Consider the following 21,431-nt stretch of genomic DNA (forward strand, 5'->3'; position numbering starts at 1 on the left):
CAGATTAAGAATCAAATCTGGCAGTAAAGGAGGAAAGAGATTAATAACTACAGGAGGTTGTCACACTGCTTTTCGAACGGTCCGTTTTTAATTAAGGAAAGGTTTGGTTTTCTAATAAAGTCCAGAGATTGTCTAAAATCCGTACTCAAGTTTCTAATAAACCGGCCATTTTCTAATAAAACAGAGAGATCTTCTAATAATGATCCCCGATTTTCGAATATAGAACCGAAAGTTTCAAATATCTCACCCGGTTTTTCTAATATACTGTTAAATCTTCTAATAAAAGCAGGCTACTTCAAAAGGGAAAATTTATGAAACTTCTGCTCGCCCCCATCGTAAGTAGTAATAATTACTTTCACAAAAGGAGGTCTGGCATGAAACGTAAAATCCTTTTCGCAATCATCGGGGCACTGCTCTTACATATTCTATATTTTGCAATACAACTGTTAATCGGGTTAGTTCAAACATTTTTCTACAAACCGCAATTCGCGCCGGATACAGTTGGGTTGCAATCTGAGTTGGCATTCGGATTTGTTAACCGAGGATCCCCGGTTTTTCTGCTCGGAAGCTATATCGGGGTGGCACTTCTTATATTCGCTGTACTCAGTTTAAAAAAGAAAGGCGTGAATAGCATTGATCGAAATTAACGGGAAATATACAAACGCGAAAATTTATACAAACACACCACAGGAAGTAGCGATTCAGCAAATTGATGAACTCGTCAATCAGCCGTTTATGGAAGGGACAAAAGTACGGATTATGCCCGATTATCATGCCGGAAAAGGCTGTGTCATCGGTACAACAATTCAGTTGAATGCCCGTGTTGTACCGAATCTCGTCGGTGTTGATGTAGGGTGTGGGGTGCTCGTTTCGGAAATCGGTAAAGGTAACATTGATTTTAATGAACTTGATACAACAATCCGACGTTTCGTACCGAGCGGCAATGAAATCCATGAAACTGCACTAAATAGAATGGACGCTGAACTTTTTGCAAACGAAAACTTCATCGCACGTGGCTTGCAAAATGAATATACAGGCCGCTCGCTAGGTACATTAGGCGGGGGCAATCATTTTATCGAACTTGCAAAAGATGAGACGGGAGTTCATTATTTATTGATCCATACGGGCTCGCGCTATGTCGGGGCAAAGGTGGCGAACTGGCATCAGAAGCGTGCATTTGAGTCATTGCAGCGCGAAGATTTATCCGAAAGAATTGCGGCAATGAAGGAAGCCGGAAACAGCAAGGACATTCAAAAAATGGTTAATGCCTATAAGAATGAAAATCCGGTTGTGCCAAAGGATCTGGCATATTTAGAAGGCGATCTGTTCCGGGATTATATTGCGGATATGAAACTGGCACAGCGTTTTGCACATGAAAATCGGATCCATATTGCCAAGACAATCGCCGAGCATATGAAGTGGGAGTTCGCGGAGCAGTTTGATTCCGTACACAATTATATTGATACGGATGCCATGGTTTTGCGTAAAGGGGCAGTGCGGGCGGCAAAGGATGAAAAGCTCGTCATTCCGATGAATATGCGGGACGGTTCTCTTATTTGTATCGGAAAAGGAAATGCCGAATGGAATGAATCCGCCCCACATGGAGCAGGCCGGATTTATTCGCGGACAGCCGCAATGAAAAACCTGTCGATGGATGATTTCAAACAGACGATGCAAGGGGTTTGGACAACTTCGGTAAGTGAAGAAACACTCGACGAAGCACCAATGGCCTATAAGCCGATGCAGGAAATTGTCGAGCAAATCGGAGAAACGGTGACAATCCAGAAGCACGTGACACCGGTTTATAATTTCAAAGCGAGTGATAAATGGAAGAGATAATCTAAAAACCACTTTATGAACAATTTTAGTCATGTATGAAATATACATGTTTTAATCGGTTGTTGTTTCATTGTGTTTCCTTTTCCAAGAGGCCAAAATAAGGCTAGAAGGGGATGAACTAGATGGCAACAACGACTTCAATATTGCATGAACGTATAGATTTCCTTACTTTATATAAAAAAGAAATGAATCAGACAGAAGAGTGGCTGAAAAAGCGTTTGGAAGAGGCCCAGCACCCGGATTTCATCTTAACGACAGATGAGCTTACATACGGGGCGCGAGTTGCATGGCGAAACAGCAATAAATGTATCGGGCGCCTGTTTTGGAATAGCTTGAACGTATTTGATGAGCGCCAATTATTAAATGAAGCTGAAATTTACGAAGCACTTCTTAACCATATTGATTTTGCGACCAATAACGGGAAAATCAGACCGGCTATTACACTGTTTGAACCGGACCGTGTACGCATCTGGAATCACCAGCTAATCCGCTATGCTGGTTATGATATGGCAGATGGAATTGTCGGTGATTCCGATTCGCTCGAGTTTACGAAAATATGTGAAAGTCTCGGCTGGCGGGGTGCACGTACACACTATGATGTACTACCTCTTGTCATTCAAGTAGATGACCGGGAGCCTATATTTTTTGATATTCCAAAAGAGCGTGTGCTGGAAGTGGCGATCACCCATCCGGAGTATGATTTTTCGCGGTTAAATATGAAATGGTATGCAGTTCCGATTATTTCGAGTATGCGTTTTAATATTGCCGGCACCGATTTTCCGGCAGCCCCGTTTAACGGGTGGTATATGGGGACAGAAATCGGAGCGCGCAACTTGGCGGATACATACCGCTATAATTTTCTCCCGAAAGTAGCAGAAGCAATGGGGTTGGATACTACAATGAATGCATCGCTTTGGAAGGACCGTGCACTTGTTGAATTGAATGTTGCGGTTCTTCATTCCTATAAAAAGGCGGGCGTTAGTATTGTCGATCATCATACAGCAGCTCAGCAGTTTCAGCTGTTTCAAGTGCAGGAAAATAAAAGCAACCGCAATGTAACCGGCAACTGGGTTTGGCTTGTACCGCCACTATCTCCTGCAACGACAGATCTGTATCATGAACGAATTGCCAACACGATAAAAAAACCAAATTACTTCTACCAACAGCAGCCATATTAAAATAGGTGTGCAGGAAGCGAAAGCCTCTGCACACCTGTTTCTTTACCTTTTATTTAATATAATTTGAATCAATTCATCACGATCGATTAAATAAACGTCATTGATGTCGGCAAGTTTTTCAGCCTGGCGTGTAAAATGACTGTTTGTGACAACCCATGCTTCAGTTGCCTCATACATTTTTACCGCACCGATAATTTCCTGAACGGCTTTTACACCGACCGTACCGGAATAGCGTTTTGCCTGGACAGCGATAATATTTTTTCCGTCCTTTAGAATAAGGTCTGCACCGTAGTCACCACTCGTGGCGGTATAGCTCACTTTAAAACCGCGTCGCTTAAATAACTCTCCTAAAAATCTCTCGAAATCCTCACCGGTCATTTTATCGACTTCTCGAATGCCGGATTTTCGTAACTTCCTTGTCTTCAGCGATTTCAGCCAAATTTTAAACGCGATATATAGTACGAAATAAGCGACAATTCCATAGCCTATGCCTTCAGCTGTTTGTGTGACATAAAAACCAGCTGCACCAGCCGAGGCGATGAAAAACAGCGGGATAATCGGCAGGCGTTTTTTATTTCGTTTTCTCTTTTTACGCAATAGTTCTGTACTCCTTTTATTTACTAACACTATTATATCACAAAAGGGTACATACGTTTGGTTATATCGTCCGATTGTTTGCGCTCATAAAAGAAGCAAAAAATAACAGTACAGAAATTAGGATAAACAGCATCACCGGGATTGACCAGCTGTCCGTCAAATCATGGACATAGCCGAATAGAATCGGTCCGATTGCGGCAATAAAATAACCGATTGATTGTGCAAATCCTGAAAGTTCAGCTGCATCATAGGCTGTCTCTGTACGAAGCGAAAACAGCATCAGTACTAAACCGAATGAAGCCCCACCTGCAAAGCCCAATAAAATCATCCAGACAATAGCAAGACTTGTCCATTCCATTAACACACCCGTAAATCCAACTAAGTAACAGATCGTAAAGAAAACAACGATCGGTCGTTGCGAGGCAATTTTACCGGCGATAATCGGAATAATAAATGTCATCGGAATTTGCGAAAACTGCATAACGGACACCATCCAGCCGGAAGCTGTTGCATCAAGTCCCTGGCTAACGAAAATTTCCGGTATCCATGCGGACGAGCAGTAAAATATAAATGATTGAAAGCCCATTGCCCCAGCGACTGCCCAGGCAAGGGGTGACTTCCACATATATGTTTTCTTCATCTGCGAAGAGGGCATATGTAACTCGACTTTTTCCTGGCGCAAAATCGGCAGCCAGATTAGCAATGTAAGAATCCCTAAAATAATCGTAATACCCGCTGCGATTTGCCAGCCTGCGTTTGCGGCAATCGGATAACTGAAGCCCGCAGCAATTCCGGAAGATATGTTCATCGATACGGAATAAATTCCTGTTAATAAGCCAATATGTAACGGGAATTTCCATTTGAAAAAACTAGGGATCAGGACATTACCAAATGCAATGGCGATGCCGATTAATATTGTTCCTAAAACAAGTAAAGACGTTGCTCCGAGCGAACGCATCAGAATTCCTGCACATAATAAAATGACCGAATAAAATAAGGTCCACTCCAAACCGAATTTACGGGCAATACGCGGGGCAAATGGTGAAACGACCGCAAAGGCAATTAAAGGGATCGTCGTTAAAAAACCTGCTAGAAAGTTCGATATTCCGAGCCCATCCCGAATAAATGAAATAATTGGCCCGATTAGTGTAATCGGTGTACGCAATGTAGTGGCAAATAAAAAGACGGCAATCATGAAATAGATAAGCGGCCGATTAGATAGTATTTTTTTGCTGTTTTGATTTAGTTGCTCGGTGTCCATTTTAATTCTCCTTTTGACTAGTAATATATGTTTGAGTAGTATGAATACTCTTAAAAAACAGAATAAAGATGAAGTCATTGCTATCAAAAAAATGTTATGTTAGACTTTTAATCATTGTTTCAATTAAATAAAACATTACCTCATGTAGATTTATGAGGTAGAGGTCGCAATCATTAAGACTAGTATAGCTGAGATTAGGAAGAATCGGTGAAGCTTTATGAAAGGAATGGTTGCCGAAGTGTTATTTTTCTTCTTGAAAATAATGCTGGGGCTGTTTCCGATAAGGAACAGAACTGTCACATGTGTGAGCATGTGTTGAGCTATCTTTCAAGTTTGTTGAGGTGTAAATATAACCATCACAAAAACTTGTGGTGGTTTTTCTTTTTACGGATTTAGGCGAGAGTGGCTAAAAAGTTGCGGGGATTGGCTAAAAAATACAAAAATTTGGCTAAAAAACTAGCTCAGTAGGCTAAAAAACGTATAATTTTGGCTAAAAAACCACCTCAATTGGCTAAAAAGTTAAAGCGGCTAATGGACAGCCGCACTTATTGCAACAGTATTGGCTAAAACAAAGGAGTTTTTAAGATCATGAGTGAGATTAAAATAGATCAGCTCGGTAACAAAAATGAGCTGAAAAGAGGATTAAAAAGTCGCCATGTAACGATGATTTCGCTTGGCGGAACAATCGGTACAGGTTTATTTTTAGCATCAGGTGGTGCGATTGCACAGGCAGGTCCAGGCGGGGCATTACTTGCATATGCACTGATCGGTGTTATGGTGTATTTCTTAATGACATCATTAGGGGAAATGGCTGCCTATATGCCAACATCCGGTTCGTTTAGTACGTATGCAACAAAATTTGTTGACCCGGCTTTAGGCTTCGCGCTTGGCTGGAACTATTGGTACAACTGGGCAATTACAATTGCAGCTGAAATTGCGGCTGTTTCGTTAATTATGAAGTACTGGTTCCCGGACAGTTCATCAATTTTATGGACAATTTTATTTATCGCAGTTGTTTTATCATTTAACTTAGCGTCAGTAAAAGCTTTCGGTGAAGCGGAGTACTGGTTTGCGATGATTAAAGTCGCGACAGTAATTGTGTTCATCATTGTCAGCTTCTTAATGATTTTCGGGATTTTAGGCGGGAACGATCCGGTCGGCTTCACGAACTTCGTGAAAGACGACGCACCGTTTAATGGCGGTTTCCTTGCACTGTTCGGTATTTTCCTTGCAGCCGGATTCTCATTCCAAGGTACGGAAATGCTTGGGGTAACGGCAGGAGAAACAGATGACCCGGGCAAAAACATTCCAAAAGCTGTACGTTCAGTATTCTGGCGTATTTTACTATTTTATATTTTCGCAATCGGCGCAATCGGATTGCTTATTCCATATACGGATTCACGTCTTTTATCAGAAGATATTGCGACAAGCCCGTTTACATTAGTATTTGAAAACTTAGGTGTGGCGTTTGCGGCATCTGTTATGAATGCGATTATTTTAACGGCAATGTTATCAGCAGGGAACTCTGGATTATATGCAGCAAGTCGTATGCTTTATCAGTTAGCGGTTGAAGGCAAAGCACCAAAACTGTTCATGAAAATTACAAAGCGCGGTATTCCAATGTATGCACTTCTTGCTACTTTGGCAGTCGGTTCATTAGCATTCCTTGCATCATTTTTCGGTGACGGTGTCGTGTACATTTGGCTATTGAATGCTTCCGGAATGTCCGGCTTCATCGCTTGGCTCGGTATTGCAATCAGTCATTACCGATTCCGTCGTGCCTATGTCGCACAAGGAAATTCACTGAGCGATTTACCATATGTATCGAAATTCTTCCCATTCGGTCCGTTATTTGCTTTTGCCCTATGTATGATTGTCGTGCTGGGCCAAAACTATATGGCGTTCATGGGCGGAACGATTGACTGGTACGGTGTTGTCGTTTCATATATCGGTTTACCACTGTTTGCCGCTTTATGGTTTGGCTATAAATTTAAACACAAAACGAAAATTGTTCCTTTAGAGGACTGCGATTTATCGAATAAATAATTTCTGAAACGCAATGTGGGCTAGTAGACTGACATTGCGTTTTTTGTTTTGAGGATTAATTATCCAATAATGAGGAATAAGTGAGAGTGATTGAGGATTATGCTAGACTGTTTGAGGATAATCTGTACAAAAGTGAGGAATAATTTCCTCAAGTAAGATGGCCGCAAGAGTGGTATTATAGAAGAATCAAAAAGAGTAACACTGAACAATAAGGAAGTGAAAACATGCCTATTTCAAAAGGTTTCTATAAAAAAGTATATCCGTGGTTAAAAGGGGAAGACAGTAAAGATGTGTTGTATCGACCATTTCTTACAAAGGGGAACCCGTATAAATCCCGTATCTTTCTAGTAAGTTCGCACGCGGTGCCTTTGTTTAAAGTAGAAGAAAGAAGCGAGCAGACTTTTGCGGAGTCATTAGTGAACAGGGAGCTTTTCCATGATCTTTATTTAAGTGAAATTAAAGGAGCACCCCGAGAGTTCAAAGGCTCTTTACAGTTTGAAAACTGGCTGGAAAAGCAGCATCGGGAATCGCTCATTTATACAGCGTTAAATACGTATCAGTTGGAATCAGCGGATGAAGCGAAAACAGCTAAAAAAGAGGATACAGCTAATTTTGAGCGCGGTAATGTCATCTTTAAAGAAGTAATGGATGAGTTTCAGCCGGAAATTATAATTTTGCAAGGGACTGCTGCATACGAGCAATTTAAAGCACGATATGCTGATCGGTTAACAATCTTTAATGAAGAAGTGACGAAAGTACAATTATTGGAGCAGGCAGGGCCATTTGCGGAAATGGTTTATGAAGATGGCAAAAAAGTGTCAATTTTCGTTACCCGCAGCATGAGCTACTTCGGTGCAGACGGTTCGAAGTTCGAACAATTTAAAGAAAATTTAGCTAAAGTATTAGAAAATAATGTCTAAAACCGAACATTATCCCAAATAAAATTCACTTTTTAACCAAATTTCCGAAAAATAAGAATAGTTTTTTTATTCAAATGTTATTGCAAACTATCATTTCCATGATTATAATTGGAACATTCATATTGTTAAATTAAATATTCGCCACTCATATAATAGCAAGGATAAGGCTTGCAAGTTTCTACCGGTTTACCGTAAATAAACCGACTATGAGTGAAGCATGCTTAATGAATGTATTTGTCCAATTATTAAAGATTTGTACAATACATTTGTTATTACTTTTGAACTTACTCGGAAGTCTTGCTCCACTCATCGTAGGGAGCTTGCCTTTCGAGTTTTTTTATTTACATTCAAATGGGAAGGGGCTTTTTATCATGAAGCTTTTAAAAGAAAAAATAGAAAAAGAGGGCCAAGTGCTTTCAGATACAGTGTTAAAAGTAGATTCGTTTTTAAATCACCAGATTGACCCGTTGTTAATGAAAGAAATCGGCGACGAATTTGCGAGACGTTACTCGGATCAAATCATTACGAAAGTATTGACGATTGAATCATCCGGTATTGCACCTTCAACTTTTTTAGGATTAACATTAGGTGCACCAGTTGTCTTTGCCCGGAAACGCAAATCTCTTACTTTAACGGACAACCTGTACACATCAAAAGTACATTCATTCACGAAAAACGAGACAAATGAAATCTCAGTATCAAATAAGTTTATTACGGCAGATGATAATGTCGTAATCATTGATGACTTTTTAGCGAATGGCGAAGCATTGAAAGGCTTAATCGACATTGCGAACCAGGCAGGTGCAACAATTGTCGGCGCCGGTATCGTAATCGAAAAAGGCTTCCAAGAGGGCGGGAAAATTTTACGCGAGCAAGGACTGCGCATCGAATCATTGGCAAATATTAAATCATTGGCAAACGGCAAAGTAGAATTTTACGATTAATTTAGCAGCACATATTTTTAAAAGGTCATAAGTTCAGACGATGTAAATTAGCTCAGCAAGAGTACACATATATTGGAGGAAAACTTTTTATGAATAACACGAAAGCAACAATGCTTGGAATTCAGCATTTGTTGGCAATGTATGCAGGAGCCATTTTAGTACCATTAATTATCGGTGGGGCATTAGGGTTCAGTTCAGCACAAATGACGTATTTAGTAGCAATCGATATTTTCATGTGTGGGGTAGCAACACTATTCCAAGTATGGAAAGGGAAAGTAATCGGCATTGGGTTACCAGTTGTATTAGGCTGTACGTTTACAGCAGTAAGTCCGATTATCGCAATCGGTTCTGGTGGCAGCTTAGGTGATGTTTACGGAGCGATTATCGCATCGGGTCTGATTATCGTATTAATCGGTGGTCTTTTCGGGAAATTAATTAAATTCTTCCCGCCTGTTGTAACAGGTTCAGTTGTAACGATTATCGGGATCAGCTTAATTCCAGTAGCTATTAACAATATGGCTGGCGGACAAGGGGCAGCAGACTTTGCATCCGGTTCAAATGTGGCGTTGGCGTTTATTACGTTACTAATTATTTTAGTAATTTACCGTTTCACAGTTGGCTTCGTTCGTGCGATTGCGATTTTACTAGGTATGGTATCAGGGACAGTTATCGGTATTTTCATGGGCAAGGTTGATTTTGCACCAGTTGCCGAAGCGTCTTGGCTGCACATTATGCAACCATTCTACCTGGCGACACCGACATTCAGTGCCTCCGCAATTTTAACGATGACATTGGTGGCAATGGTATCACTAGTTGAATCAACAGGTGTGTACTATGCATTAAGTGATATTACAAAAAAAGATTTAACTTCAAAAGATTTATCAAAAGGGTACCGTGCAGAAGGACTAGCATCGATTATCGGTGGTATTTTCAATGCCTTCCCGTACACAACATTCTCACAAAACGTAGGACTGATCCAAATGTCAGGCGTACGCGACCGCAAAGTCATCTTCATTACAGGCGGTATGCTGGTAGCGCTTGGATTCCTCCCAAAACTTGCAGCATTAACAACAATCATTCCAACACCAGTACTAGGTGCAGCGATGTTGGCAATGTTCGGTATGGTTATTACACAAGGTGTTAGAATGCTAGCACCGGAAATCGCAAAATCAATGGAAAACGCAATGGTTGCAGCACTTGGCGTCGGTCTTGGAATCGGCGTTGCTACAGTACCAGGCATTTTCGAAAACCTTCCGTCATGGATGTCGATTTTGACTTCGAACGGGATTGTTGCTGGATCTGTAACGGCGATATTTTTGAATGTGTTGTTTAATATGGTCGGGACGAAGCGTGTTGATCCTATGCATGTTGGGGAAGCAAATTAAATAGAAGGTTCTAATGAGTACCCCACATTCTCGTTAGAATTAGAACGTTGTCGCCTATTTTGACTATTAATTTAGTTGAGGTGGGTGATTTTTTTGCGTAGAAAAGTATATAAACGTGATTTTGAAGAGGAAGCAGAAGTATCTAAGTTTACGTATGACCATTCGTATAGAGTATTTTTGAATGGAAAAAAGGCACTGAATGTTCGTAGACCGACAATAGTTTCTTATGAGGAACATTACCGTTTCTTTCGTAATTGGTTAACTTACAAAGGCTATGAACTTGAATATACAGATGAATTAACAACGGAGATAGTATATGAGTACATCAATTATATGAAAGAAGATCATTACAATATCAAAACGAAAGTTGCTGGATTATCTACCCAAACAATTAATGCACGAATCCGTTTTTTGAAGACATTCTATTCCTTTCTAGAGAAGGAACAGCTTATCGCAGAGAATGTAATGTTGGCAATTAAATACCTTCGTGTAGATGCGTATAAAGCAGAACTACTGACAGATGAAGAAATGAAGCGTTTACTGAATGTGCCAGACGTAAAATTGTATCCACAATGGCGTGACAAGGTGTTTATGCATGTCTTATATGATACCTGCCTTAGAATGCACGAGGCGATTACCCTAGAGGAATCGGATATTAATTTTGCGACACATAAGATAAATTTGCCCTCGAATAAAGCGAAGGATAGGAGGCATCGGGTAATACCTCTTTCAAATATCACTGTAAAAATGTTGAGTAAATTAATTACAGAAAACAAAGCAGCTTTTGGTGATGTTTCGTATGTTTTTTTAAATTGGTATGGTGAAAGATTATCTGAAGATACATTCAGAAGAAGTATAAAACGCTATGTAGCAAAGGCGGGCATTACTAAGAACTTTACTTGTCATGATTTTAGAAGACAGGGGATTACGGAGTTATTAAAGAATGGTGCGAGTTTATTTGCGGTACAAGCTATTGCAGGACATTCACAGATTAGCACGACTAAAAAGTATGTATTCTTTGATGAACAGACGTTACAAAAGCAACATTCGATGTATAGTCCGCTACAGAACCAAGTTTATAAGGTTAGGAGACATTAAAAAAGAGAGAGTGCTGTAAACACTCTCCCACGTACTAAGTGTTTGGCGACACGTTAGTACATCGCGTTAATCGAGATCAATTAAATACGAACAATTATACCTTCATTCTACTTGAAAAAAAGTTGAAATGCAAAGGTCTAGTTTCCTGTTGTCTTTTTTAGGTGCTAACAGTTCTTTCGAGGTTGCCCACTAACTCGAATCGAAATAAAACTGGAAAGGTTATGACTTAGCCGACGCAATAACTAAGTCTAGGATACCAATTGTATCTCCTTGTTGATGCAGGTGTCTGAATGGTGTTAGCGACCATTAACAGCTAGGAGTGGAAGGTCTGATGGCTTACGGGCTTGCAGAGTACATCACATAAAGTAATTGTTGCCGAGTTCCTCACAAACAGTAGGATAAGCATTTACGCTACGTGTACGACACGTAAAACGGATTACAGCAACTATCGGGGGCAGAAGTAGGTAGTAGGTGTATGGTGAGAAATCACGCATTTAACAAGGGCAACATATACGGATACCTCAAATGACGGATTCATGAAATTATGCGAATGGCTGCCTATGTTTTAGTTTCTATTAAGTTAGTTTCTAAGACGTAGGCAAACATTTTCGCACCAAGCCGTTTCCTCAATTCTGTCTTCATGATAATTCTCTAATGAAAAAAAGCAACTTAATTGCGTGAAATTTTAATAGTGAAAATATACTTGGTGATTGGTGGATTAGATAAACAAATTGGATGTAATGGGTTTAATTTTTTCTTTTTTTATCGTTAATTGTTTTCGTTTTATTAAATAATAACAAAAAAATTATTTATTTTTAAGTTAACGAAAATCAATTAAAAGCTGTTATATCAACGTTTTATATAATAATTTTGTGCAAAAATAAAAAATATTGAGTCTGTGCCGTTGACATATATTTTAATCTGTATTAACCTAATTGTAAGAAAACTAATTGTTTTGGTTAGTTTTGGAAAACGGAAGGGGAGATCAATGTGGTAGGTTTAGAAAGTATTCGAAATAATGGGGTAAATGTTGGGAAGTTAGTTGAGGAATTTCTAAATGCGAGTAAAATTAAAAAAGGTGATTTCTCAAGGTTAATGGATATTTCGAGAAATACGCTAACTCAAAATTTACAAAAAGAAGATTGGTCAAATGAACAAATACTAAAAACGGTTGATGTTATTAATGAACTAACATTAAATGGTGATTTAGTAGATGGCTTAAAACTATTTCCTATTGCTATTCCGGCATTTCTTGAAAGAAAAAAAGGGGTTGTAAATGGACTAGTGGGAAGAACTATAAAAGTTGGTTTAAAAGGCATATTTACTGAAGTCACAGAGGCAAATGAGTTTAAGGATAATCTTATTGTAGACGCTTCGTTGGGGCAAGGCAGTGCCGCGAGAAGTGTGTGGATAGGTATCCGTGATGATAGAATTTCAAAGTCGGGATTTAGTGAGGGGGTTTACGTCGTTCTCTTATTTGACTCTAATGGAGAAAATGCATTCTTGTCGATCGCTTATGCAGTGTCGGACAAAGACCCTAAGAAGTTGGAGGAGATGGCAAAAGTACCTGCACAAAAAATTATGGAAGTAATTGCGGGAGATTCAAGATTCGAAGGAATTGAACCAGGGGCAATTGATCTTGGCGATACTAAAGGAACTGTTGCTGAACACTATGAAAAATCTGTAATTGTATCAAAAAAATATTCTGTTACAAATATGGATAAAGCAATTTTAAAACAAGATTTATCATTGATGTTGGAATTATTTTACGATTTTGTGTTTGAAGATTACTTCGAGGTTCTGGAAAAAACACTTTTAAAGAATAATTCTGAAGGTGAAGTAGAACAAAGTGTGGATTCTAATTCCAAACAACTTTCACTGGATAGTAAATCAAAATCAAAAATTGACCCAGATTTACACAAAAAATTATTAGCGGCTAAGGCTGAACATAATAGTAAGGTAGGCAAAGAAGCAGAGGACTTTGTATTTAAACAAAAGATACAACAATTGAGGGATTCTGGATACAATGACCTTGTAAGTTCTGTTAAGCACGTATCTTTAGAGTTGGACGGTCATGGCTTCGATATTCAAAGTATAGAAGTTAACTCTGGCGGTATTGCGGAAAAAGTTTATCTTGAGGTTAAAGGTAGTTCAATGGGCGGTAAAAAGGATTTTACTTTCTATTTATCAGAAAGAGAATTACAAGTAGCGAAAGAATTGAAAGATAAATATAAATTAGTTCTTGTCGAATATGTCGGGTATGCGAAGCAACGAATCTTTGCTGAATTTTCACCCTTTCCGAATGGTGATGATGAAGACGTTATTGAAATGAAACCTATTATGTACAAATGTAAATTTGAACATTAATTGAGGGGGCCTTATAAGGTCCTCTTTTTTGTATAACGAGGATAAATATTAAAATAGTTATATTACTGCGTTTGTATTAATAATTCCTTTTGTAAGGCTTTGCAATGTTCTTTTGCTTTCAGTGTATTCCTATATACGTTGTATAAATGTAACAATACTACGCTTAGTAAATTCTATAGTGGTAAATGAAAAGTGTATTATATGACACGAGAGGGCAATAGTGGGCTGTGAATTCTCGTGTTATGGTGTGTAAACTTGCGAAAAATAATATAATATCTACTTTAAACTTTATTCTTGTTTAAGAGGGTTATTGGGTTAATTATGCTTTTATTGTAGTTCTACTAACTGATTATTGTTACATTTCATTCATGAATTTAAGGGGGCGGTACAATGGATAATCGTAGTAATGTAGTTAAGGTTATAATCGAAACAAACTTAACAGAGTGTGATTGTAATAATAGAGTAAGTAATCAAAACGAGGAGTTTGAAAAAGGTATTGATAAAGAGTTTATCAAAAGTTTGAATTATGGGTATCAGAAAGAAGTAAAAAAACAAGTGTCTATTTATTTGGATTCAGATGTTCACAAGGCATTTCTTTACTATGGCAACATTAAAGGTAAAGGAAGCCAATCTGAATTAGTTAACCAATTATTAAGAAAAACTTTGTTAAAAGAAAAGAGTAGCCACGATTAAGTTAGCTACTCTTAAACACTTATTTTATATGTTTTTTTACTAGATCGTCTAATTGCGGTATATGTGTATCTCGCTGATATTTGTATAGGTAAAAACAATCTTTTCGTGATTTCCCATTTACTATTTTTCTAATAGTATCTTTTGTTACATTGAATTCTTTAGCTAAATTATTTTGAGTCCAGTTAAAAAGAAAATATAACTCTAAAATGACGTATACATCGTTATGGGATAATTTTGTACCGTATACAGTTTTGTTGATGTTTGTTAAATGATAACTCATCTGCTTCACTCCTTTCCAAATAAGTACTTGCATTTATATAGCTGAAAAGGACATTTGAGATAAAACATAAAATATTAATAATGGGAAATTACTTAGTTTCTTGAATATAGAGTTATGACCGTGGCGTCACCTTTTATAATAACTTCAAGTTAAATGTAGGATTTTGTCATTGAAATATCGAATAAATCATATGAGGTGAGGGAAATGAATCGAAAAAAATTGATTTATAGTATTCTAAAAGAAATAGACAAAGGGAATATTCCGAAATTTGACGAATATGAACTTAATAAAGAACAGTGGAATGAGATTATAATACTAATTAAAAATGAAGAGTTATTAAATGGAGTTTCAATTTTATATGCTGATGATGAAGTATATTATGTCTCTATAGATTCTGCAAAGTTGACATTTAAGGGTATCAATTTTTTAGAAGAAAATAATGCTTGGACCAAAACATACAATAGCATTAAAGAAGCAAGAGATTGGCTTAAAATTTAAAGGTAGGTGTCTATAATGAACGACTTATTAAGCAATTATTTGGATGTAATAATCTCGTCAGCGGCATTTAGTACAATAGCATTTTACATATTAAAGAAAATTATTACTAGTAGATTTGAGAGGTCTTTAGAGAATCATAAAGGTTATATTAACAAAGAGATAGAAGGTATAAGGCATGATCAAAATAAGTTATATAAAGAGTTTGAATTATTCACTGTAAAAAAACATGAACATTATCCTGAATTATATAAAAAACTCGAATTATGTACTGGGGAAGTAATGCGTTTACGTGGCAATATTCGAACTTTAAATTATAGTAATGCAGGTAAACAAGATATACAACATTTCATGGAAGAAAGATTATTTACAATTAAAGACCGGGAAGAAATACTAGGACTTTGGGACACAGATAAACCAGAAGGTATAAGAAAACTAAAAGAACGTTTGGAAAGGATTAAATATAATGAAGCTGAAGAACAGTTCATAAATGCAAATAACTATTTTATATTAAACCAATTTTATTTCTCAGAGGACCTAGCTGAAATTACGAGAGAACTGTTAGAAAAAGTTCACGAACTATGGTTAAATTACGATCCGGATTATCGTTATTATAATGATGCAGATTTTATGAAAGAGTTAAGAAATGAAAATTCTGAGTTAATTAAAGTTATAGGCGAATTAAAAGAACAAATACAAAGTAAAATTAGGAACGAACTTACTAGATAGTTTAAAGCACAAAAGTTAAAAGAAGAAATCATGGTTTAATATGGTTTTCGTAATTGTGTAGAATTGTGCAAATTGAATTATTGCACAATATAGATACCAGATTTGAAAACTTTTTTTGCACAATAAAAAAAGGAGTGTATTATATCTCCTCTTTTTGTTGTCTATATTCCTTTATACGTCGTTTAAAAGTTGCAATACTACACTTAGCGTAATCGGCTGCCTCTGGTTGTGACATTTCACCGCGTTCCACTTTTTCAATAGCATGTAATAGTGCACCTTCAATTTTATAAGTTTTAGACTTTCTACCAAACTTCACACCTTTTTCTTTAGCATCCCTAATACCTTCTTGTGTGCGTTCGATAATCATTGAACGTTCAAATTCTGCAAATGCCCCTAAGACATTAAATAAAAGCTTTGTCATTGGATTATCAATATTCTCTGCTGTAAACGTACCCATGTTCAGAATATTAACTGTGACACCGTTCGAGGTTAAATCTGTAACAACTTTTTCTAGTTGTGATAAAGAACGTGCAATCCGATCCGCTTTAGTAACTATTAATGTATCTCCGCTTTTAATCGTAGCTAAAAGTTCGGTAAGTTCCTTTTTATTAGTCGAAGTTCCGCTAATCTTTTCTTTGTATATTTTAGTAGCCCCAGCCTCTTTTAAAGCCTTCACTTGAATATCTAAATCCTGTTTATCTGTACTAACGCGTGCATATCCAAAAATCATTTATATTTCTCCTAAACTGGTTATGTTATTTGACCTTACTTTTTGATCCTTCTTAAGGCCTAATATAACGCTATTTTGTAACGGTGTCAAGAAGTGTTGATATTTTGATACGTTTAATATTAGTTGTCTCAAAATTAAATTTTAATGCAAGTACATAAATACGAACTTTATTTATTAGGGGATGGAAAGATTATTTTATTTTACTGGGGGTGTCTTAAACTAACCTTTTAATGCAAGTTCATTAGTGGAGGAAAGGAGGAATTAAATGATTAAATCATCAAAGTCGATTGCGACAAAAAATGTTAATGAAAGGTTTGAAAAGGTGTCAACAGACCTGTTCTACTACTTACAGTTGGGGCTAATCAAGCCTCTAGATTTTGTTCTATATATTAAGTATCTGGAGTTGTATAACGAAAAATATGGTTATGCATTCCCAACAATTCCCCAGTTAAGAGATTACTTGAACTGTGGTCGTTCAAGCATCTTAGAAGCTAACAAACGTTTAGTAGAAGTTGGGCTAATTAAAGTTGATAAGCATAAAAATAATAATAATATCTATTTACCAATGCAGCCCTTATCTAAATCAGAGTTAACTAGTCAAGTTCCAACGAAAGTAAGGGAATTAGAAATGCGTCAGGCTGAAATCTCTAAAGCTACAGAGAATGATAGGATGCGGTTTGGTGGATTATTATTAAAGCAAAGTAACAAAATTAGTGATTAACAAATAAGTGAGTATGAATATTGAACTTTTGAAATGTTGATTATCAGTACTTAGTAGTCTGAAATATAGACGTTATACATACTTACTTATACAGACTTAGATATACAGACTTAAATTTCTAGCTAAGTACTAGCTAGGAACATAAATAAATAAAAAATAATAATATAGAAAAAATTACTATAAAGAAAAGGGAGTTTAGTGATGGTTCAAAATAATATTAAGGTGATCTCTGCGAGACAGCAAAATTTAAATATGATAGAGAAAGAGTTACGCTACAAATACGGTATCGAAAAAAAATCAAAAGAATTATTGGATTTAATTGTATATACTGCAGCAAAGGATCTGCCGGAATTTGTAAATCTATTATGTGATAATAAGAAATAGAGAAGGGCTAAGTCTACAATCAAATGTGTTGACATTATGACAGTAGTAACTAGATACGAAAGAATAGGCTTTAACGACTATCAAAAGTGTCAATCAAAAATAATAGCTATGACTAAGCCATTGAATGCAAATATAATCAAGAACATTACAAGTATGATTAAGACTTAGTGCTATCAATTGTGCATAGCCAGAATCTAATCATATAAGTTGTCTATTTTACGGATTAGATAGAAACTTTAAAATAATTATGAAAGTATCTTCGTGATATGATATACACTGTTTGTTAATACCGGGTACACAGGGGGGGGGTAGTAAATATAATCGATCTGGTAATTGCTAAATATACGCACCACTTTTAAAAACTTTTTATGCGAAAGACAAAAAATACTGATGAAACTTTTTCAAATGAATAGGAAATGTTTACTATGTATTCGTAGTGATATCTTGTTGAAGACAATAGGGGGAACTTACCTTTTCCACATAAAAAATAAGACAAGAGGAAATAACTCTATAGTGTAATAAAAATTATTAGAGACGTGAAAAGCTATCTCTCAATTATTAAATTGGAAAATAGCTTTTTCATTTTAGTTTAACTTTGATTCAGCGAAGTTCTTAAGTATATCGGTTAGAATATTACAAGAAATTGTTAGTAGAATAGCCAAAATAGTGAGAATGTCTGATAAAGCTGTTGGTATAGTATTTAATGAAATGCATAAAATAAGACATAATAAAGTGCTAATTACGACTGTGAAATAAATAAAACCTCTAAAATTAGCCTTCGTTACTTTATGTGCCCTAGAAGAGTTTATCTTTTTATACGATAATAAACAAAAATAAATTAATGCAATTAAAAAAGAAAGCAACGGTATAAATGGTGGTGTAGAATAGCTTCTTGCAACGAAAAGTTCAATAACTAATATGTAGCCAATCATAAATAACGAGAAAGTTATAATTATAGAGTGAATTATTATATTTAGAAAATTTGCTTGCTTACTCATTATATTTTTACTCGGCTACTTAAGATGTTTTTTGCTTCTAAAATAAAAAAATCCAAATATTCAAAAATAGAATTGAAGTTAGTTAATAATGATTCTTCATTATCTAAAAATGGAAATGAATGGCTGAAAGTTATTGTATGCATTTTGTTTTCATTTTCCATAATATATACACTACCGAACAAAGTTGTAGCATTAAGAATATTTAATTTTTCATATAATTTTATTGACTGAAAATTACCTTTAAATTTTCTTAACCCCGGAACTATGATTGAAATGGTTTCTATATCAGAGTCATAAATTATAGCAACTGAGTAAAAAATATTGTCGCCGTTTTTCATCGGCTTTTCATAATCTAACCAAAAGTAATCGTCATGATTAGAGTTAGTTGAAATTCTATACTCTAAATTAAGTTTATCTAAAACTGTTTTTATTTTTAGATTTACTTTACTGTTTATTTTTTTCTCGTAGTTATTTATCATAAAATTTCTCCTTTCAAAGCTAAATACCGACAACTTTATCTTGAAGGAAATGAAAATCTTTATGAATTATAAATCCATTATAATCACTTTGTTCCTTCAAAATATCTTCAATAATTTTATCTAGTGAACTGATATCGATCTTAGTTACGTCATTCGAAAAAATAAAGGATATTCTTGATTTATTTACTGTCAATGTATATTTTCCATCTTTCTGAACACCCGTTAGATACTCGGGAGTAATTTCTGTAAGTTCGATATTAAGATACTTGTTAAGTAATTTTGAGATTTCACGGGAATTAGGTTTGTTTTGAGATAAATAAATACTATAGTTATTTTTCATACACAATACGCCCCCTTACTCAGTCCCTGTTATTTTAGATATAAAAGAATCCATTTTCCCGAAAAAGTTAAGCTTAAACTTCTGTTGAATAAATTCATTTATTTCAGAATCGATTGTATAAAGTTGATTAACGATTGCTTCAGTATACCCTGTTTCTGGTAAAGATACTCGTATTTTTTGAAGCAAAAGAAGTTTGCCTTCATCTGTACATAAAGCCATCATTTCTTCAATTTTAGATTCTGGGTATCGTTTTTCTCCCAACGCTTGGAATTCTTTTTCTCTATCGTCTATTTGTTTACGTAAATCAATAACATCTTGTAGCATTGAAGTTGCTTTTATTTCTTTTTCATCTGCTTCAGTTTTCAAAGCTTCAATTTCGTGCTGAAATTTAACGAGTTCTGTTATTGAATGAGAATAAATTTTATGTTTATCACTGTCCATACTTGAAGCACCTTACCCCTTTCTAATTTGTATTAACATTAGTAAAAGAAAATTGGAAAATACATTATTACATATTATAACATTCGAACTAGTTTTTAACTATATAATAGTAGAATGTTATAGAGAAAAAATAGCATATTTTACAAATAACTAATATATAAACATTTTTTGAATATATGGATAAATGGCAGGTGTCTTTTAACTATATTTAAATTCTTCCAGTAATATGAATGATTTGTTACTCAGCGTTACTTTGGAAATATTGAGGTTGGGAGGTTCAACAGCATGTAGAGTTGTACTAAATCATTTAAATTAAGGGGAAGTGAGGTTTAGGGAGTGGTTCTTCCTTAGGGCTGATTCAGATTTCGCTAGGCCGTATTACAGGCAGGAAAGTTGATCTTCAATTTCAACTAATTATCAACCTTTAAAGTAATTTTTTTATCATCAGTACTTGATACTATAATAGAAAAAAGGGAAAAACCTAATGCATGTAGATGACTTCAATGGATAGTGAATTAAGTTGTTTAAAATATGTACGGTTTTTTTGGTTAAATAATGCTACTGATTTAATATTTAAATATGATGCCTATTCTTTACTACGCAATCGGTATTCGCGGTGTAACATCAATCGACGGCAAGACATCTGACTGGGCACTATTCCTTACGAAGTATTGGAGGAAGATTTCAGTACGCATCGTAAATGAAGTGAAGCACGTAAACCGCGTGCTGTATGATATCAATTCTAAGCCACCAGCAACGATTGAGTGGGGATGGTAGGGCTGTTACGGGAAATATTCAAAATAAATTAAAATTTACTTCTGAGTCTAGATTTTTCTAGGCTTTTTTTGTTGGATTTGTTGTATAAATTTGAAATATAAGGTATGCTGTTGAAGTAAAAATAGTCAATGTAGGTGACTATCTTATGTGGGAACTAACAGCTTATTGGGGCTGTTCTAATAGTAATATAATAAAAGAGAAGTGCGGCTAAGGCCCTCACATTCTCGCAAAACGTAGGTCTGATCCAAATGTCAGGCGTACGCGACCGCAAAGTCATCTTCATTACAGGCGGTATGCTGGTAGCACTTGGATTCCTGCCAAAATTAGCAGCATTAACTACGATTATCCCAACACCAGTACTTGGTGCAGCGATGTTGGCAATGTTCGGTATGGTTATTACACAAGGTGTGAGAATGCTGGCACCGGAAATCGCAAAATCAATGGAAAACGCAATGGTCGCAGCACTAGGCGTTGGTCTAGGAATCGGCGTTGCCACAGTACCAGGCATTTTCGAAAACCTTCCGTCATGGATGTCGATTTTGACTTCGAACGGGATTGTAGCCGGGTCTGTAACGGCGATTTTCTTGAATGTATTATTTAACATGGTTGGGACGAAGCGTGTTGATCCGATGCATGTGATGGAGTAGAAAGAGCTAGGAAATTTCCTGAATAAAAATAATCCCACGGAAAGCTTAATAATTGGCTTTCTGTGGGATTTTCTATTTATCT

Annotated in this window: 21 protein-coding genes, 2 pseudogenes and 2 riboswitches; of the genes and pseudogenes, 16 read left to right on the plus strand and 7 right to left on the minus strand. The window is 36.1% G+C overall.

The features are described from left to right. Positions 1 to 374 precede the first annotated feature (374 nt). From MKY51_RS01195 to MKY51_RS01205, 3 genes are all read left to right on the plus strand, one after another. On the plus strand, positions 375 to 647 hold the full coding sequence (locus tag MKY51_RS01195; RefSeq protein WP_339174800.1) for a hypothetical protein: 273 nt from the start codon (positions 375 to 377) through the stop codon (positions 645 to 647). Next, a complete protein-coding gene (locus MKY51_RS01200) occupies positions 634 to 1,839 on the plus strand; it encodes an RtcB family protein (protein WP_339174802.1) in 1,206 nt (401 codons plus the stop codon). The genes MKY51_RS01195 and MKY51_RS01200 overlap by 14 nt, the downstream gene beginning before the upstream one ends. Positions 1,840 to 1,961: 122 nt before the next feature. Next, positions 1,962 to 3,017, plus strand: a complete 1,056-nt coding sequence (locus tag MKY51_RS01205; RefSeq protein WP_339174804.1) for a nitric oxide synthase oxygenase — start codon at positions 1,962 to 1,964, stop codon at positions 3,015 to 3,017. Between the two features lie 42 nt (positions 3,018 to 3,059). Here MKY51_RS01205 and MKY51_RS01210 read toward each other — a convergent pair whose 3' ends face one another. Then, entirely contained in the window at positions 3,060 to 3,614 is a 555-nt protein-coding gene (locus MKY51_RS01210) for a restriction endonuclease (RefSeq protein ID WP_339174805.1), read from the minus strand. A gap of 61 nt (positions 3,615 to 3,675) precedes the next feature. Beyond that, positions 3,676 to 4,875: an MFS transporter gene (locus MKY51_RS01215; RefSeq protein WP_339174807.1), complete on the minus strand. Its 1,200-nt coding sequence runs from the start codon at positions 4,873 to 4,875 to the stop codon at positions 3,676 to 3,678. 150 nt (positions 4,876 to 5,025) lie between these two features. After that, positions 5,026 to 5,206, plus strand: a riboswitch (Lysine riboswitch). Positions 5,207 to 5,463: 257 nt separating this feature from the next. On the opposite strand from MKY51_RS01215, the gene MKY51_RS01220 reads away from it, so the two are divergent. The 7 genes from MKY51_RS01220 (at position 5,464) to MKY51_RS01250 (ending at position 14,328) form a co-directional block, all read left to right on the plus strand. Next, entirely contained in the window at positions 5,464 to 6,921 is a 1,458-nt protein-coding gene (locus MKY51_RS01220; protein WP_339174809.1) for an amino acid permease, read from the plus strand. 224 nt (positions 6,922 to 7,145) lie between these two features. After that, positions 7,146 to 7,841: an RNA 2'-phosphotransferase gene (locus MKY51_RS01225; RefSeq protein ID WP_339174810.1), complete on the plus strand. Its 696-nt coding sequence runs from the start codon at positions 7,146 to 7,148 to the stop codon at positions 7,839 to 7,841. 125 nt (positions 7,842 to 7,966) lie between these two features. After that, positions 7,967 to 8,068: riboswitch (purine riboswitch) on the plus strand. Positions 8,069 to 8,212: 144 nt separating this feature from the next. After that, a complete protein-coding gene (locus MKY51_RS01230) occupies positions 8,213 to 8,785 on the plus strand; it encodes a xanthine phosphoribosyltransferase (RefSeq protein WP_251690506.1) in 573 nt (190 codons plus the stop codon). Between the two features lie 89 nt (positions 8,786 to 8,874). Next, positions 8,875 to 10,170: a nucleobase:cation symporter-2 family protein gene (locus MKY51_RS01235; protein ID WP_339174812.1), complete on the plus strand. Its 1,296-nt coding sequence runs from the start codon at positions 8,875 to 8,877 to the stop codon at positions 10,168 to 10,170. 93 nt (positions 10,171 to 10,263) lie between these two features. Further along, positions 10,264 to 11,268, plus strand: a complete 1,005-nt coding sequence (locus MKY51_RS01240; protein ID WP_339174814.1) for a tyrosine-type recombinase/integrase — start codon at positions 10,264 to 10,266, stop codon at positions 11,266 to 11,268. Positions 11,269 to 12,258: 990 nt separating this feature from the next. Then, positions 12,259 to 13,635 (plus strand): DUF3578 domain-containing protein, encoded by a 1,377-nt coding sequence (locus MKY51_RS01245; RefSeq protein WP_339174815.1) that lies wholly within the window; start codon positions 12,259 to 12,261, stop codon positions 13,633 to 13,635. A gap of 390 nt (positions 13,636 to 14,025) precedes the next feature. Next, positions 14,026 to 14,328 (plus strand): hypothetical protein, encoded by a 303-nt coding sequence (locus MKY51_RS01250; RefSeq protein ID WP_339174816.1) that lies wholly within the window; start codon positions 14,026 to 14,028, stop codon positions 14,326 to 14,328. Between the two features lie 19 nt (positions 14,329 to 14,347). On the opposite strand, the gene MKY51_RS01255 is transcribed toward MKY51_RS01250, so the two are convergent. Beyond that, on the minus strand, positions 14,348 to 14,608 hold the full coding sequence (locus MKY51_RS01255; RefSeq protein ID WP_339174817.1) for a helix-turn-helix transcriptional regulator: 261 nt from the start codon (positions 14,606 to 14,608) through the stop codon (positions 14,348 to 14,350). Between the two features lie 204 nt (positions 14,609 to 14,812). Here MKY51_RS01255 and MKY51_RS01260 point away from each other — a divergent pair, with 204 nt between their 5' ends. Together MKY51_RS01260 and MKY51_RS01265 are read left to right on the plus strand one after the other, a co-directional pair. Then, on the plus strand, positions 14,813 to 15,106 hold the full coding sequence (locus MKY51_RS01260; RefSeq protein WP_339174818.1) for a YjcQ family protein: 294 nt from the start codon (positions 14,813 to 14,815) through the stop codon (positions 15,104 to 15,106). A gap of 15 nt (positions 15,107 to 15,121) precedes the next feature. Then, a complete protein-coding gene (locus tag MKY51_RS01265; RefSeq protein WP_339174820.1) occupies positions 15,122 to 15,832 on the plus strand; it encodes a hypothetical protein in 711 nt (236 codons plus the stop codon). 139 nt (positions 15,833 to 15,971) lie between these two features. Here the strand turns inward: MKY51_RS01265 and MKY51_RS01270 are convergent, their stop codons facing one another. Beyond that, positions 15,972 to 16,562: a recombinase family protein gene (locus MKY51_RS01270; protein WP_339174821.1), complete on the minus strand. Its 591-nt coding sequence runs from the start codon at positions 16,560 to 16,562 to the stop codon at positions 15,972 to 15,974. Positions 16,563 to 16,827: 265 nt separating this feature from the next. Here MKY51_RS01270 and MKY51_RS01275 point away from each other — a divergent pair, with 265 nt between their 5' ends. Together MKY51_RS01275 and MKY51_RS01280 are read left to right on the plus strand one after the other, a co-directional pair. Beyond that, positions 16,828 to 17,283, plus strand: a complete 456-nt coding sequence (locus MKY51_RS01275) for a transcriptional regulator (protein ID WP_339174822.1) — start codon at positions 16,828 to 16,830, stop codon at positions 17,281 to 17,283. A 201-nt stretch (positions 17,284 to 17,484) separates the two neighbouring features. Beyond that, positions 17,485 to 17,667 (plus strand): hypothetical protein, encoded by a 183-nt coding sequence (locus MKY51_RS01280; RefSeq protein ID WP_339174823.1) that lies wholly within the window; start codon positions 17,485 to 17,487, stop codon positions 17,665 to 17,667. A gap of 997 nt (positions 17,668 to 18,664) precedes the next feature. On the opposite strand, the gene MKY51_RS01285 is transcribed toward MKY51_RS01280, so the two are convergent. The 3 genes from MKY51_RS01285 to MKY51_RS01295 are packed head-to-tail and all read right to left on the minus strand — an operon-like array spanning position 18,665 to position 19,925. Further along, positions 18,665 to 19,144 (minus strand): hypothetical protein, encoded by a 480-nt coding sequence (locus MKY51_RS01285; RefSeq protein WP_339174824.1) that lies wholly within the window; start codon positions 19,142 to 19,144, stop codon positions 18,665 to 18,667. A gap of 19 nt (positions 19,145 to 19,163) precedes the next feature. Continuing rightward, positions 19,164 to 19,484, minus strand: coding sequence for a hypothetical protein (locus MKY51_RS01290; protein WP_339174825.1), 321 nt, complete (start codon positions 19,482 to 19,484; stop codon positions 19,164 to 19,166). Between the two features lie 15 nt (positions 19,485 to 19,499). Further along, entirely contained in the window at positions 19,500 to 19,925 is a 426-nt protein-coding gene (locus MKY51_RS01295; protein ID WP_339174826.1) for a hypothetical protein, read from the minus strand. A 597-nt stretch (positions 19,926 to 20,522) separates the two neighbouring features. Here MKY51_RS01295 and MKY51_RS01300 point away from each other — a divergent pair. Continuing rightward, positions 20,523 to 20,702, plus strand: a pseudogene (locus MKY51_RS01300) (GMP synthase (glutamine-hydrolyzing)); the annotation flags it as partial. Positions 20,703 to 20,920: 218 nt separating this feature from the next. Beyond that, positions 20,921 to 21,349 (plus strand): annotated as a pseudogene (locus MKY51_RS01305) (solute carrier family 23 protein); the annotation flags it as partial. Positions 21,350 to 21,431: the final 82 nt, after the last annotated feature.

The organism is Solibacillus sp. FSL R5-0691, from assembly GCF_037974225.1.
Taxonomy (GTDB): Bacteria; Bacillota; Bacilli; order Bacillales_A; family Planococcaceae; genus Solibacillus.

What these genes read in the sequence shown, in the direction of transcription:
- MKY51_RS01295 (WP_339174826.1), bottom strand. Translation starts at nt 19,925, where the DNA reads ATGGACAGTGATAAACATAAAATTTATTCTCATTCAATAACAGAACTC.
- MKY51_RS01220 (WP_339174809.1), top strand. Translation starts at nt 5,464, where the DNA reads ATGAGTGAGATTAAAATAGATCAGCTCGGTAACAAAAATGAGCTGAAA.
- MKY51_RS01275 (WP_339174822.1), top strand. Translation starts at nt 16,828, where the DNA reads ATGATTAAATCATCAAAGTCGATTGCGACAAAAAATGTTAATGAAAGG.
- MKY51_RS01250 (WP_339174816.1), top strand. Translation starts at nt 14,026, where the DNA reads ATGGATAATCGTAGTAATGTAGTTAAGGTTATAATCGAAACAAACTTA.
- MKY51_RS01195 (WP_339174800.1), top strand. Translation starts at nt 375, where the DNA reads ATGAAACGTAAAATCCTTTTCGCAATCATCGGGGCACTGCTCTTACAT.
- MKY51_RS01270 (WP_339174821.1), bottom strand. Translation starts at nt 16,562, where the DNA reads ATGATTTTTGGATATGCACGCGTTAGTACAGATAAACAGGATTTAGAT.
- MKY51_RS01290 (WP_339174825.1), bottom strand. Translation starts at nt 19,484, where the DNA reads ATGAAAAATAACTATAGTATTTATTTATCTCAAAACAAACCTAATTCC.
- MKY51_RS01280 (WP_339174823.1), top strand. Translation starts at nt 17,485, where the DNA reads ATGGTTCAAAATAATATTAAGGTGATCTCTGCGAGACAGCAAAATTTA.
- MKY51_RS01215 (WP_339174807.1), bottom strand. Translation starts at nt 4,875, where the DNA reads ATGGACACCGAGCAACTAAATCAAAACAGCAAAAAAATACTATCTAAT.
- MKY51_RS01230 (WP_251690506.1), top strand. Translation starts at nt 8,213, where the DNA reads ATGAAGCTTTTAAAAGAAAAAATAGAAAAAGAGGGCCAAGTGCTTTCA.
- MKY51_RS01265 (WP_339174820.1), top strand. Translation starts at nt 15,122, where the DNA reads ATGAACGACTTATTAAGCAATTATTTGGATGTAATAATCTCGTCAGCG.
- MKY51_RS01285 (WP_339174824.1), bottom strand. Translation starts at nt 19,144, where the DNA reads ATGATAAATAACTACGAGAAAAAAATAAACAGTAAAGTAAATCTAAAA.
- MKY51_RS01225 (WP_339174810.1), top strand. Translation starts at nt 7,146, where the DNA reads ATGCCTATTTCAAAAGGTTTCTATAAAAAAGTATATCCGTGGTTAAAA.
- MKY51_RS01255 (WP_339174817.1), bottom strand. Translation starts at nt 14,608, where the DNA reads ATGAGTTATCATTTAACAAACATCAACAAAACTGTATACGGTACAAAA.
- MKY51_RS01260 (WP_339174818.1), top strand. Translation starts at nt 14,813, where the DNA reads ATGAATCGAAAAAAATTGATTTATAGTATTCTAAAAGAAATAGACAAA.
- MKY51_RS01235 (WP_339174812.1), top strand. Translation starts at nt 8,875, where the DNA reads ATGAATAACACGAAAGCAACAATGCTTGGAATTCAGCATTTGTTGGCA.
- MKY51_RS01205 (WP_339174804.1), top strand. Translation starts at nt 1,962, where the DNA reads ATGGCAACAACGACTTCAATATTGCATGAACGTATAGATTTCCTTACT.